Source organism: Rhizobium sullae, from assembly GCF_025200715.1.
Taxonomy (GTDB): Bacteria; Pseudomonadota; Alphaproteobacteria; order Rhizobiales; family Rhizobiaceae; genus Rhizobium; species Rhizobium sullae.
In genome coordinates this window covers 128405-142187 of sequence record NZ_CP104144.1, presented here as the reverse complement: position 1 = coordinate 142187, position 13783 = coordinate 128405, and the positions used below count along the sequence as shown (strand labels likewise).

The 13783-nt window shown below is 59.9% G+C and carries 12 protein-coding genes and 1 pseudogene; 8 read left to right on the top strand and 5 right to left on the bottom strand.

All coding sequences use genetic code 11. The features are described 5' to 3' along the window. Positions 1-39: 39 nt before the first annotated feature. The 8 genes and pseudogenes from N2599_RS21255 (at position 40) to N2599_RS21220 (ending at position 6955) form a co-directional block, all read left to right on the top strand. Entirely contained in the window at positions 40-846 is an 807-nt protein-coding gene (locus tag N2599_RS21255; protein ID WP_027511449.1) for a DUF2092 domain-containing protein, read from the top strand. Then, positions 843-1055 carry a hypothetical protein gene (locus N2599_RS21250; protein ID WP_027511450.1) on the top strand — a complete coding sequence of 71 codons (213 nt, stop codon included), beginning with the start codon at positions 843-845 and terminating at the stop codon, positions 1053-1055. The genes N2599_RS21255 and N2599_RS21250 overlap by 4 nt, the downstream gene beginning before the upstream one ends. Before the next feature lie 124 nt (positions 1056-1179). Beyond that, positions 1180-2421, top strand: coding sequence for an alpha/beta hydrolase (locus tag N2599_RS21245; RefSeq protein ID WP_027511451.1), 1242 nt, complete (start codon positions 1180-1182; stop codon positions 2419-2421). Positions 2422-2502: 81 nt separating this feature from the next. Further along, positions 2503-3291 (top strand): hypothetical protein, encoded by a 789-nt coding sequence (locus N2599_RS21240; protein ID WP_027511452.1) that lies wholly within the window; start codon positions 2503-2505, stop codon positions 3289-3291. 44 nt (positions 3292-3335) lie between these two features. Continuing rightward, on the top strand, positions 3336-4139 hold the full coding sequence (locus tag N2599_RS21235) for a hypothetical protein (RefSeq protein ID WP_027511453.1): 804 nt from the start codon (positions 3336-3338) through the stop codon (positions 4137-4139). A gap of 659 nt (positions 4140-4798) precedes the next feature. Next, on the top strand, positions 4799-4945 hold the full coding sequence (locus N2599_RS21230) for a DUF1127 domain-containing protein (protein ID WP_084606540.1): 147 nt from the start codon (positions 4799-4801) through the stop codon (positions 4943-4945). 397 nt (positions 4946-5342) lie between these two features. After that, positions 5343-5606: pseudogene (locus tag N2599_RS21225) on the top strand (DUF3363 domain-containing protein); the annotation flags it as partial. Between the two features lie 473 nt (positions 5607-6079). After that, a complete protein-coding gene (locus N2599_RS21220; protein WP_027513484.1) occupies positions 6080-6955 on the top strand; it encodes a hypothetical protein in 876 nt (291 codons plus the stop codon). 642 nt (positions 6956-7597) lie between these two features. On the opposite strand, the gene N2599_RS21215 is transcribed toward N2599_RS21220, so the two are convergent. Genes N2599_RS21215 through N2599_RS21195 form a run of 5 tightly spaced genes read right to left on the bottom strand, consistent with a single transcriptional unit; the run spans position 7598 to position 13765 of the window. Beyond that, complete coding sequence (locus N2599_RS21215) at positions 7598-8146, bottom strand: aminomethyltransferase family protein (RefSeq protein ID WP_027513482.1); 549 nt, start codon at positions 8144-8146, stop codon at positions 7598-7600. After that, positions 8139-11078, bottom strand: a complete 2940-nt coding sequence (locus N2599_RS21210; RefSeq protein WP_027513481.1) for a sarcosine oxidase subunit alpha family protein — start codon at positions 11076-11078, stop codon at positions 8139-8141. The genes N2599_RS21215 and N2599_RS21210 overlap by 8 nt, the downstream gene beginning before the upstream one ends. Next, positions 11075-11341, bottom strand: a complete 267-nt coding sequence (locus tag N2599_RS21205; RefSeq protein ID WP_084606710.1) for a sarcosine oxidase subunit delta — start codon at positions 11339-11341, stop codon at positions 11075-11077. The genes N2599_RS21210 and N2599_RS21205 overlap by 4 nt, the downstream gene beginning before the upstream one ends. Before the next feature lie 9 nt (positions 11342-11350). Then, positions 11351-12607 (bottom strand): sarcosine oxidase subunit beta family protein, encoded by a 1257-nt coding sequence (locus N2599_RS21200; RefSeq protein ID WP_027513480.1) that lies wholly within the window; start codon positions 12605-12607, stop codon positions 11351-11353. A 9-nt stretch (positions 12608-12616) separates the two neighbouring features. Further along, positions 12617-13765 (bottom strand): M24 family metallopeptidase, encoded by a 1149-nt coding sequence (locus tag N2599_RS21195; protein WP_027513479.1) that lies wholly within the window; start codon positions 13763-13765, stop codon positions 12617-12619. Between the last annotated feature and the right edge of the window lie 18 nt (positions 13766-13783).

Below are 13783 nucleotides of genomic sequence, written 5' to 3'. Positions count from 1 at the left end.
CGACGGATTGCAACGATCCATACAGAAGGGCATGCGTCGATGGCCAGACAATCACGAAAATTTCGGCATCGTTTCTCGGCTGCGCTCGCGGCGGGGTCCCTCGCCCTGATCGTTTCCGGGTCCTTGTCGGTAACCCGTGCCGACGAAGCCGACGCCAAGAAGCTGGTGAAGGCGATGTCGGACTATCTCGCCTCGCAGAAAGCGATCTCATTTGACTACGACACCAATCTTGAGGTCGTAACCCCCGACCATCAGAAGATCCTGCTTGCAAGCTCCGGTAAGATGGAGATGGGCCGGCCCGACAAGCTCCGCGTCACCCGGCATGGCGGGTTTGCCAATGTCGAGCTGACATTCGATGGCAAGACGGCGACCCTATTCGGCAAGGACGCCAATCTCTATGGGCAAGCCGAGGTGCCCGGCACGATCGATCACCTTGTGGACGAAATGCGGGACAAGCTGCATCGGCCTGTTCCCGGTGCCGACCTCCTGTTGCCCGACGTCTACGGCACGTTGATGGACGGCGTGACGGACGTGAAGGATCTCGGCAGCGGCGTTATCGGAGGTACCGAGTGCGACCACCTCGCCTTCCGCGCCGAGGAGGTCGACTGGCAGATATGGATCGCGCAAGGCGAACATCCCTACCCCTGCAGGTATGTGATCACGGCGACGCAGGTCGATCAGGGGCCGCAATACAGCATCCAGATCAGCGACTGGAAGACAGGCACCGACGTCCTGGCCGCAGACTACACGTTCAAAAACACCACGGACGCCAAGAAGGTCGATCTGTCGAAGCTCAAGGATACGGACGAGCTTCCCGATCACCTCGCAAAAGGAGCGAAACAATGACCTTGTTCAGACGAGTGCGAGTTCTCCTGATTGCCGCGGCCGTCGGAATTTCCGCGCTTGAGGTCGCCGAGAAATTTTCAATTCCTGTGTCAGGCGGCATCGCAACCCCGGCCGAAGCCCGGATCGGCCGGCCGTTAACTCCGGTCAGCGTCGCCGGAGTGGCACGGCGCACCGTCCGGCGCTGCGCGGTGGGCGTCTACTACTGTTAGGACGAGGCAGTCGAGGGTCTGTCAGTGAGCATTTGTTGAATGAGGGCGATCGGTGAGCAGTCATTGTTGCGTTGGGTGGGCGTCGGCCAAGAAAGGCTGGCTTCGTTGGCTTGTTGTGAGTGCCGTGCTTGCGGCACTTCCCGGATGTGGCGGCCATCCGAAGGATGTGCTGACCCCCGTGGCCGACACGTCTCCAGGCTCGCCGAAAGTCGACATGCTGATCGCGACGACCCGCACCCGGTCGACCGTGCCGGGAGAGATGTTCAACGGAGAACGTGCGCTGGCCCCCGCCTTCGCCGACATGACGATATCCATTCCTCCGAGCAAGGTCCGCAAGGAAGGCCAGGTCGCCTGGCCGAAGCGGCTGCCGTCCAATCCTGCAACGGACTTCGCCACCGTGAAGGCCGACGACCTCGACGTCGACGAAGCGAAGAGATGGCTGAGCGCTACTGTCAAGAAGACCCCCGACGGCAGCGTCCTCGTCTTCATTCACGGTTTCAACAACCGATTCGAGGATGCGGTTTACCGCTTCGCGCAGATCGTCCATGACTCCGGCGTCCGTAGTGCGCCCGTGCTCGTGACATGGCCGTCGCGCGGCAGCCTGCTGGCCTATGGCTACGATCGTGAGAGCACCAACTATACCCGCAATGCCCTGGAGACGCTCTTCCAGTATCTGGCAAAGGATCCCGAGGTGAAGGAAGTCTCGATCCTGGCGCATTCGATGGGTAACTGGCTTGCGTTGGAATCGCTGCGCCAAATGGCCATCCGCAATGGCCGCCTGCCGAAGAAGTTCAAGAATGTCATGCTCGCCGCCCCCGACGTGGACGTCGATGTGTTCAGCCAGCAGATCGCCGATATGGGCAAGCAGCATCCGCAGTTCACGCTGTTCGTGTCCCGTGACGACAAGGCGCTGGCGTTTTCGCGCCGCGTCTGGGGGGACGTTTCTCGGCTCGGCGCCATCGATCCGGAGCAGGCTCCGTACAAGAAGGAGCTGGAAGACAATAAGATCATGGTGATCGATCTCACCAGGATCAAATCCGGCGACAGCATGAACCACGGCAAATTTGCTGAATCCCCCCAGATCGTCCAGCTCATAGGCCAGCGCATTTCGGAGGGGCAGACGCTGACCGACAGTCACGTCGGACTTGGCGACCAGATTTTGGTGGCGACCAGCGGGGCGGCGACCGCGGCGGGCAACGTCGCGGGTCTGGTTCTAGCCGCGCCCGTTGCCGTGATCGATCAGGACACACGTGACAACTATGCGAGCCACGTCAGCAGTGTGGCAGGCACGAATGGCGCGCGGCCGGGCGCAGCAACGGTCAAGCACTGCGAGGACGGACGACCGACGCCGAACTGCAAACGCTAGTATTCGAGATTCCAGCCTCGGTGGTCAGTGATATACTTTGATTCGCCAATACCAACGTGACTGCAATACAAGGGGACTTTCATGAGGGTAATTCTGGTACACGCTGCGGTTCTTTGTGCGAGCCTTGCAGTAGCTTCGTCTGGACGGACCGCGGACATCGCGCCGGGCATTCCGGAAGCCAAGGTGGTCGAAAGCGAAAGCGGCTGGTCATACACCGCAGCCCCCTACTTCTGGGCCGCGGGGTTGTCGGGAGACGTGGCGCAATTCGGTCTGCCCGAAGTCCATATCGACTCCAGCTTCAGCGACCTATTGGAAAACCTCGACTTCGCCTTCATGGCGGCAGGCGAAGCCCGGTACGACCGTTTCAGTATCTTCGGCGACATCATTTACACCAAGCTCGGAGCGGACGCGAACACGAGAAACGGCATTCTCGCAGACAGCGTCGATGTGACCTCGAAGACCTTCGCTGGACTGCTCGGGGCCGGATATTCGGTGCTGGAGAGCCAGTCGGGTCATCTCGACATCGTCGGGGGCGTCCGCGTCTGGTCGGTCGATACGACCGTCGGATTCAACGGCGGCATCCTGGGTGGCCGCGAAGCGGACGATGGCGCGACCTGGGTCGACGCCCTCGCTGGTGTCAAGGGGAACTACTTCTTCACGCCTGAAATCTACGTCACCGGCTGGGGTCTTGTCGGCGGCGGCGGCGCGGATGTCGACTGGGATGTCTCCCTGGCGCTCGGCTACAAGTTCACCGACACGATCTCTGCAGTCGCCGGCTACCGAGCGTTAGGCGTGAACTATAACAACGATGGTTTTGTATTCGACGTCGTCCAGCAGGGTCCGATCATCGGCGTCGCGTTTCACTTCTAGGCGGCGGCTCATGAAAATTCGATGTTCAATGGGGATGGCATCAAATGAATAGCATAGCTGGTCGGACGGTGATGACCCTGACGGCACTTGGGCTCGGTACAGGGCTGGCATACGCCCAGTCGAATGAAGACCTGGCGAAGAAGCTCTCAAATCCGATCGCCTCGCTCATCAGCGTGCCGTTCCAGTTCAACTACGACCACGGCTATGGTCCGAACGACGGCGACAAGGCGACTCTCAACATCCAGCCTGTCATTCCCTTCGAGTTAAACGAGGACTGGAACATCATCTCGCGCACCATCCTGCCAGTCACATGGCAGAACGACATCGCCGGGCCATCGGGAACGCAGTTCGGTCTCGGCGACACAACGCAAAGCTTCTTCTTCTCGCCTTCGAAGCCGACCGAGAGCGGCATCGTCTGGGGCGTCGGTCCCGTGTTCCTGCTTCCGACGGCGACGGACGAATTACTCGGAAGCGGCAAATGGGGTGCGGGTCCGACAGCGGTCGTCCTCAAGCAGGACGGCCCGTGGACGTTCGGGATGCTCGGTAACCACATCTGGTCGTTCGCTGGTCAAAGCGACCGGGAGGATGTGAGTTCGACGTTCCTCCAGCCGTTCATTTCCTACACGACCAAGGACGCCTGGACGTTCTCGCTGAACACAGAGTCCACCTATAACTGGGAAACGAACGACTGGTCGGTCCCGATCAACGTCACGGTCGCCAAGCTGATTACCATCGACAAGCAGCCGATCAGCCTAACGGCCGGCGTCCGGTATTGGGCCGACGCGCCGGAGAATGGCCCGAATGGGCTTGGGTTCCGCGTCGCGCTGACATTCCTCTTCCCCAAGTGATTGTCTATCATCGTGAAGGGGCGTCGTGACATTCGAAACATATCCGCAATCCTTCCTTCTTGCTCGGGACGGCCGCACGAAAATGCGGCGCTGAACGCCTGTAACATACGCTCCGGTAAAGACCGTCAACGGTCGGAACATCGAGCTGTCCGGCGCTGTCGTCTACCAGCGATCGGCGAGCGCGGGCAGCAGTCTTCGAAACTGTCATGAGAAACAGGGATAGTCGTGCGGCAGCAGCAGCACCGGCGCGTCGGCAGAGCCCGTCCTGGTGATAGAATACGCTGTTTCCGTCTACCTCGATCTGGCGGTGTCTCATCCACACCTCTGCTTCCGCCGCCAACTATGGCAACAATACTCTCAGAACCATGTACCGGCCTTAGCAGGCCCTCACGGCAAACTCGCTTGGAGGTTTCCTCCACCGTGGCCAAGTAGCCCGGGCAATTGCCGCCGAACAGCGACTTGCCCGGCGCATCCGCTGTTGGCGGGATGCGGAAGGTTTGCGCCTTGGCACGGACATGCCTATGCGTCTTGTGCATAGGTGGAGTGAAGGATTGTCACTTTTTTAAACCGATTGAAACGCCTATATTCCAACCATCGAAACGACGCCGGAGCCAAGCAAGGTTGCTGACGTCAGACAGCCCTCAGGAAAGGGGATTATCATGAACGTCGCACGCTCTTTCAACAACTGGCGCAAGTTCCGTCAGACCGTTGCCGAACTTGGCCGCATGTCCAGCCGTGAACTGCAGGACCTCGGTATCGACCGCGCCGACATCCGCAGCATTGCCCGGGGATCGCTCGCTAAATAGCGCTGGAACCCAACTCGCTTGCGACTGCTCGACGCCCGCTCATCATGCGGGCGTTTTTGCGTCAGCTGTCTCGGTTGCGCACTCTGTTGTATTGTGCCTTGTCGCGCGCCTTGTGGTTTGTGTTTTCTGCATAGCTGCAGTGCAACATAACGCCTATCCAATACCACGCGATCGTCTATGGTCGTTCTCGACGAAGCGATGCACCTCCTCCCGCAAAGCTTCGTGTCTCAGACGGCCCACTCCTCCTCCCAGGGGCGTCTGTAGAAACAGCGGCACTCCTCCCCCGTCGCTGTTCGGTTCTTTTCGAAAAGCCTGCCGCATCTCCTCCCGCGGCAGGCTTTTTTCGTTTCCGGGCTGCCTGCTTAAAACCGGTCGGCCTCCTCCTCGCCGGGCTGCCGAGCGCGAGGTCGCACGTATCGGCACGGAGATAAGGGTGAGCAAGGCGCTACCGCTCCGGGCCGCCACAGACGGCGAAACCGCCAGCGCCAAATTCACCGGGGCGGTCCAGCTATCGAGTGGCAAATTCGTCATCGTCGAGCGGAGCCACGAGTTTACCCTTGTGCCTTGGCGGCCGGTTATCGACCGCCAGCTCGGCCGCGAGGTTATGGGTGCCGTCCAGGGCGGCTCGGTATCGTGGCAGCTTAGGGGAGGGCGTGCACTATCGCCTAGGATCGTAGAGCGAACGACCTTCCTCAGTCAACGCCTCTACATGACTGGGCATTGCATTCCACCCTTGAACGGTCGGTTGTCCGCAAGCTCCTCGACGCTCGCTCGCAACGGAGAACGAGCGCGCCCGACCGCTGCAGTGAAGACATCTCAGCCATCTATCTGAAAGTGAGATATTACCCAACTTGAGGCATTTCCGATGCGGATAAAGATTGCTGGCTAGTGCGATACAGCTTGGAGGGCCAGCACCATGCGCGAAGCGTCTGCAGATCCTGCGTGTCTATCAGCACGAAAGCTGGAATGCCTGACGCTGGCTTCCAAATGGGGAGTTGCCAAAGCAGATTGCTGTCAAACTTGGCATTTCTGAACATGCCATCCGGCTCTACATCAACAGGGCAACAAGCCGCAAGCAATTTGCGCCCTAGAGATTCTGGGGCGCAATATTGTTGCACAGGAAAATTTCCATCTATGATGGATGGCTATGACCTTCCGGAGGGCGAAGCAATTTTTCGACGGTTAGTAGGGCTCATGGGATTGGCAGTAGTGGTCACCATGGTTGGGTGGTTCGTCATTACATCCGCCAATGACAAGCGGCTAGAGTACAATGCTTTTCTTGACAAGGCCCTGTACGAATATGGCGTGCTAATCAACTATATCTACACAAGCAAATTTAGTCGGGACGACCGGGCGTCGGAGTTTCGGGTCGCCATCGACGACGCGGTGCCCGAGGCTTTCGCGCGCCACATACGTGTCGTTTACGAGTTTCTTGCTAAGGTGAGCGGGCGTTCGGTTGGGTTTGACGTGGTTTCCGACAACGTCTTCGATCAGAGCGACCGCTATGTCTATGTGGGCAGAGAACCAGTTAGTGCCAATCCGCACTCCCAGCAAAACCCATTTGTAGAGAAACTGGGGCCATCTCTCGAAAGGCTCTTCCCCAACAAAAGCCACGACTTGTTCTGGAAGTACCAGAATGCGTCGTTGGGCCAATTTGACGGGACGCCGCTTTTTTTTAACTCTGAGTTTGCCTCAATCGACTACGATGCAGTAATCAATGGCAACAGGAAATACCGGCCAGAAAACACGGATATAGAGAAAACCGCTGTGTATATAAATATACCTCAAATGGAAGGAGCCTCACCTGCAGAAATGGAGAAATTCATAAAATACGTGACGACGCAGGAGATATATCAAGAATACAATCTTGCGGCGGATATGTTTGATCACCGTTTCCGATTGCAAACGATACTCTATGATTATGATGACGAGCTTGGCGACCTCGTTGGCGTATGCGGCAAAGAAACAAAAACGTTTCTCTTGGTCTGTGCCCGTATGACGTTATGTTGACGTATCATCTTTACCGAGGGGAACACGGAAATTCCCCGGAAGCACTCGACATGGTAGCATTTATCGATCTGTACGCCAAAGCGTATTGGTACTATCTGACATATCCTTCGGAATTGTTCGACAGTAAGTGTTGGTAGATTGTCCTGAGAGGGTGACCGAGCATGAGCACATAATGACCGGCGGTGGCATTCGCCAAAACCGCGCTCAGCTGTCAGGTAGCGTTGGTATCGTTCCAGAAGCACATCTGCCGGATCGTCGGGCGCGGCTCGACGGCAGCACCACGCGACGAGACTTCAAATAGGCCAATATGGGCCGCAACGCTTTGATCGAGCGGAGTTGCCGGCCAGCGGCACGACGGGTACGGACAAGCCGGACGACCTCGCTCACACTCAGGTCGCCCGTGGGCAGATGCGGCTGCTGGCGCGATTAAGCTGCTGGCTCGCATTGGAGGGCATGGACGCGGAGGATTGCAGGTTCGACCACAGACTGAATTCATTTGCTCTCGGCGATGCGATCGTCCCATTGGACCAGAGAATGAAGCGGCAAAGGCCCGTCGCATGGTTCATGGAATACCAGCCAGTCGATCTCCAGGAATCAGTCCGAACGCTGACCTAATCCCCGCTTTCCTGATCGCCACTGAGCTCAGGGTTGAGCAAAGCGAAGTGTCGCTGGACTTGACGACTGCAGGGCCGTTCCGACGGGCCTGGAGCATAGCCAATGCGAGATGCTTCTCGCAAAGCTTCGCGGCACGATGAACTCGCCCTCGAAGTCGGAGGATCGGGTGAACATGATCGGGATACGGTGAAATGACGAGAACGTCGCCACCCCCTCGGTCGTGTCCCAATCGATCGGCAGGCACGTGGAAAGAAGGTCCCGCAAATGCGGCGTGATGACCTGGATGCGTACGCGCCCTTCGCTGAGATCGAGTCCGTAGCCCAGTTCCGGCGGAATGCTGAACGCGCCCGCGCCCCGCGCAGCAGGGAAGAGCCAGAATCGGCGCGGCGCCGCACGGACGACCTTCAGGTCATCGCGGACGGCGATCTCTCCCACCCTCCCCGGCACAGGGCCGTCTATTTTCTGCGCCAATGCCGCCTCGAAAGAACGAAGCTCGAGATCCCATGCCTCGTACTGTATCAGCGGGCAGGGCGATTGCTTGAGGACCATGGGTTCCGAAGAATGAATCTCAACCATGCATGCGTTCTCCGGCAGAATCCAGGAAGGCGGGGGAAACCACCTTCGCTCGCACTGTTTCGCTTTTCATCGGATAGACTGCGATGACCTCGTCGCCCATGACATCCGCAGCAAGCAGGGCGAGACCTATGTAGCAATCGAGTTCCGGACTGTAGGTCACGGATGTCACGCGGCCGCGGCCGTGCCCTTCCAGCAAATCGCCGGGCGCAAACAGAATGGCTCCACCGCGAAGCCGTTTTCCGGATTCGCTGCATTTCAGGCCCACCAATCGTTGCCGGTCGGCGGCCCGAAACGCATCGCGGCGGCTCAGGACCTCGCCGACGTAGGTTGCCCGCTTCGCGACCATCCTTGCCATGCCAAGATCGGCCAGTGTCGTTCTGCCGTCGATTTCGGGGCCCGCCACATGGCCCTTTTCGATCCGCAAGGCACCAAGAGCCTCGACTCCATAGGGTTTCAGCCGATACTGCGCCCCGACCTCCAGGACATGCAGCCATGCGGCTTCCCCGTTCGATGCTCCGACGTAAATCTCGTAGGCGCGCTCACCCGAATAGCTCAGGCGCATGATTCTCAAACTGCTGCCGCAAAACGTTCCCTCGGCGAGGCCCATGTGGGGCAGAGCCTCGTTCGAGACATCGATATCGGGAAACGCGGCTGCCAGTATCTTGCGGCTTTCGGGACCTGCGACGGACATGCCTGCCCATTCATCGGTGACTGACGAAACCGAAACCCGCAAGTCCGGCCATGCGGTGTCCAGCAGGAATTCGAGCCAGGAGAGCACGTCCGCCGCCTTGCCAGTGGAGGTCGTCATGAAGAAACGGTCCTGGTCGAGGCGCGTGGTTGTTCCGTCGTCGAAGACGATGCCGTCGTCGCGCAGCATGACGCCGTAACGTGCACGGCCGACTTTGAGACTCGCAAAGCCATTCGCGTACACCCTGTCGAGGAAAGCGGCAGCGTCGGGCCCCTGAATCTCGATCTTGCCAAGCGTGGAAATGTCCATCAGCCCGGCTGCCGATCGCACGTGCCGCATCTCGTTCACATAGGCCGCGTTGACCTCCGTTCCGGAAGCCTGAAAGAACCACGGACGCATCCAGAGCCCAACCTCAAGCATTTCAGCGCCATTCGCGACATGCCAGTCATGCATGGGGGTCAGACGGAAGGGGCGGAAGTGATGGCCGATCGCCCCTCCGGCGACGGCACCGATCGAAACCGGCGTATAAGGCGGACGGAATGTTGTCGTTCCCGTTGCCGGGACCGGCAAGCCGCGCAGCTTCGCCATCGCTTTCAGCGCATTGACATTGCTGGTTTTTCCCTGGTCTGTCCCCATTCCGAGCGTGGTGTAGCGTTTGAGATGTTCGACCGATTGATAACCCTCCCGCTGCGCCAGTTGAATGTCGTCGAGGGTCACATCCATCTGCAAGTCGACAAATGCCTTGTGCAGGCCGAAGGCCGGCGTGTAAGCGGCGATCAGGCCGTCTATTTCCTCCAGTTCCAGCGCGGGCGCTTCGCAGACCTTTCCATGCCATCCGGCGATGGCAGCGGCGGCGCGGCCGACGCGACAGCCCTCTGCAACGGCGGCACGGATGGTGGCACTTCCGGCGACCGCACCCGCGACAAATTGGCTTTCGGACAATTGCCCCGGAACAAAGGCGTCGATGTCCGGCCTGTAGACAGGCTTTACCCCCTGATGCGATGTCAAATGCAGGACTGGCGACCAGCCGGCCGACATGCCGACGAGATCGCAGGCTACCTCCACGCGCCCCTTTTTTCCTTCGAGCACAGCTGCCCGAACGCCCAGCTTGCCTTTTGCAGCTGCGATGCCCGTTTCAAGATGCACGTCGGCACCCAGGCGTCGCGCCTTAGCGACGAGTTGCGGCGTGGCCGATTGCCGTGCGTCGGCGATCGTGACGCGCGCGCCATTGGAAACCAGGTCGAAGGCGGTCAGATAGGCGTGGTCATCGACGGCCGCTATGACGACCTCCTTGCCCGGAAGAACGGCGTAGCGGTTGACATAGGTCCGGATTGCCGAACTCAGCATCACGCCCGGCCTGTCGTTGTTGGAGAAAACCAGCGGCCTCTCGATAGCACCAGTGGCAAATACGATGCTCTTGGTGTGCAGCAACGTGAATGTCTTCCGCGCCACGCGTGCCGCACCCTCCACAATGGGGTTGGCATCCTCGATGAGGGCAAGCGTATTCCCGTCATACTGGCCGAAAGCTGCGGTACGGGTCATCACGCGAACGTTCGACATTGTCGCCAGTTCCGCCCGTATCGTGTTCAGCCATGCCGCCGCTGCCGGATCGGAAAGCAGCCGGCCGCCGATTTCGAAATCCTGCTCTATCAGCAGCACGCGTGCTCCTGCCTCGGCGGCGGCCCTTGCGGCGCAAAGGCCAGCCGAACCGCTGCCGACCACCGCCACGTCGGTGAAATCGTCGCGGGCGTCATAAAAATCAGGATCGGGTTCCATCGAAGCCTTGCCGAGGCCCGCAGCCTTGCGGATGAAATGTTCGTAGAACCTCCACGCGCTGCGGGTCGGTCCCATGAAGGTCTTGTAGTAGAATCCCGACGCGAGAAGCGGGCCGAACAGGCCGTTTACGCTTTGCAAATCGAAACGCAGGGACGGCCAATTGTTCTGGCTGGCCGCATCCAGCCCCGCCATGAGCTCGATCGTCGTGGCCGGAAGGTTCGGCTCCCGGCGTCCCCCGGTGCCGACTGTAACCAGGGCATTCGGTTCTTCCGCGCCTGCAGACAGGATGCCGCGTGGACGATGATACTTGAAGCTTCTGCCGACCAGCGTCACTCCGTTGGCAAGCAGGGCGGAAGCCAGAGTGTCTCCCTTGAGACCGGAGAGCTGGCGGCCGTCGAACGTGAATTTCAATGTCTGCGAGCGGTCCAGATATCCGCCCGAAGGAAGACGCTTGTCGATCAATGTCATGCCCGTTGCCTTCTGGAAAAACTGACTGAACGGATGGAATGCGTGACCGTGTCCCGCTCCACGACGAGCCATTGACGGCACCCCAGAACATGCTGCCAAAATTCCTGGTGCAGACCTTTCGGGTTGGACCTCACATACACATATCGATACCAGGCATCAGGGTCGGAATTGTCATGGGCCGGCCGCTCGACAGCGGCGTCACCGCCGTAGCGGAACTCGCCATGGTCGCGGGTGCCGCAACAAGGGCATTCGATACGAAGCATTTCGCTCTCCTACTGAAGCCAGGCGAAGGGGCCTGCACCCGCTTCGTCAAGCAAATATCCGGTACGGAAGCGGTCGAGCCCATAGCCTTCGATGAGAGGATGTGTCTTCCCGGTTGCCAGCATGTGCGCAAAGCACCAGCCCGACGCAGGGGTCGCCTTGAATCCGCCGTAGCACCAGCCGCCGTTCAGATAGAGACCCTCGACGGGCGTGGGCGAGATGATAGGGCTTGCGTCCGGCGTCATATCCATGATCCCGCCCCAGTGTCGAAGCAGACGAAGCCGGGATATGTTCGGCATCAGCGCGATCGCTGCCTCGCAGACTTCACGCAGCACTCCCGTGTTGCCGCGCTGTGAGTAGGAATTGTATCCATCAAGATTGCCGCCGAAGACCAGGCCGCCCTTGTCGGACTGACTGAGATAGAAATGGTCAGCGCCATAGGCGATGACATGGTTGACCAAAGGCTTGACCGGTTCCGTCACGAATGCTTGGAGGAGATGGCTTTCGATCGGAAGTTCGAGACCGGCCATCTGACCGAGGACGGAGGTGTGGCCGGCCACTGCGAGACCGACCCGCCCGGCCCCGATATGGCCGCGTGTCGTCTCGACGCCGACGATCCGTTCATCATCGCGAAGAAAGCCCGTTACTTCGCAGCCCTCTATGATGTCCACGCCGTGGCAGCTCGCTGCCCGCGCATAGCCCCACGCGACGGCGTCGTGACGGGCCGTTCCGGCACGGCCTTGAAAGATTGCGCCATGGATCGGAAACCGTGCTGTTTCGGAAAAATCAAGGTAAGGAACGAGCTTGCGGACCTGCTGCCGGTCGAGAATGTCGGCGTCGATGCCGTTCGAGCGCATGATGTTGGCACGATGAGCGAATGCGTCAAGCTGGTCGGCCGAATGCGCCGTGACCAACTGGCCGCGCTGTGAAAACATGACGTTGAAGTTCAGGGCGGCCGACAGGCCTTCCCAAAGTTTCATGGAATATTCGTAGAACTGGGTATTGCCGTCGAGCAGGTAGTTCGATCGAATAACCGTTGTGTTGCGCCCGACGTTGCCGCCGCCGATATATCCCTTTTCCAGGACGGCAACGTTGCGGACACCGTGGTTTTCCGCAAGATAGAAGGCGGTGGCGAGGCCGTGCCCGCCACCTCCAATGATGATGACGTCATACGACGGCTTCGGGCTGGCAGCACGCCAAGCGCGTTGCCAGCCTCTGTTGCCTGTGGCTGCATGGCGCAGCAGCGAGAAAATCGAATAGCGGCCCATGGGGTAGTCCTATCGAACAATCGGACCCAGCGGCGTGCGGGTGAGCACCTCGGGACCGTCTTCCGTCAACAGCACGGTGTTGGAAACGAAGTCGTCGCCCTGGCCCGTGCCCATCAGCCAGGACAGAATGTGGAAGCTCATGCCGGTACGGATCTCGAGATCGGAATCGTGCCTGAGACCCGTCACCGAGTTTCCGCCGGTCCACGACGGCGGCTGGCCGACGCCGACGCAGTAACCGCAGTGATGCCGCCGGTAGTGGGAAAGCCCTGCGTCGTCGACCGCACCCTGCCAAGCCGCGTAGACATCGCGGGCAAGCGTGCCCGGCTTGAGCGCTCCGAGAACGGCGTTGAACGCCCTTGCCGTCACGTCCGCCATGCGCGCGTCGGCATCGCTGATCCCGCCAAGCCGGATCAAGCGTCCGAGGGGCGCGTGATAACGGGAGATACACCCGGAAAGCTCGACAAAGACCGGCTCGCCCTTGCGGTATTGCCCTCCTCCCCAGGTCGTATGCTCCTCGCCGAGCCTCGATGCCGGACGGATGAACGGGCCGAAGCCGGGCACATGACCGCCCGCCCGGGTCATCGCAGCGATGCATGCGGCGGCAACGTCACGCTCGTCGGCACCATCGGTGATCATCTCGATGACGGCAGCCGCCGCCAGATCGGTAATTGCCGCAGCCCGCCGCATGAGGACCTGCTCCTCGGTGCTCTTTACAAGCCGCAGGCGATCGACCAGCCCGGAGACATCGCGCCAGTCGGCACTCACCAGAGATTTCAGCCGCAAAGCAAGGCCATGGCTCAATCCCGCCGTCCAGTACTCAAGACCGATCCGCTTGCCGGCGAAGCCCTTCTCACCAAGGACCCGCGAAGCAACGTCGGCGGCAGTTTCGCTGTCGCTGTGACCGCGGAACCCGGCGGCACGGACATGGCTTTCTATCGTGACCCGCTCCATTGCGCGGGTGATGAGCGTGGGCTCCCCTTCAAGCGGCACCACGAGAAGATGGGGCGCGAAATAGCCCCAGTGGTCGAGGCCCGTGAGATAGAAAACGTTCTCCGGCGATGCAAAAACCGCAGCGTCCAGTTCTTGCTCGGCGAGCCCAGTGCGTACCGCGTCGAGACGGCGCGCAATTTCGCCACCGGTAAAGGGATTGCCGTCCATATCAGTCTCTCTTTTCTT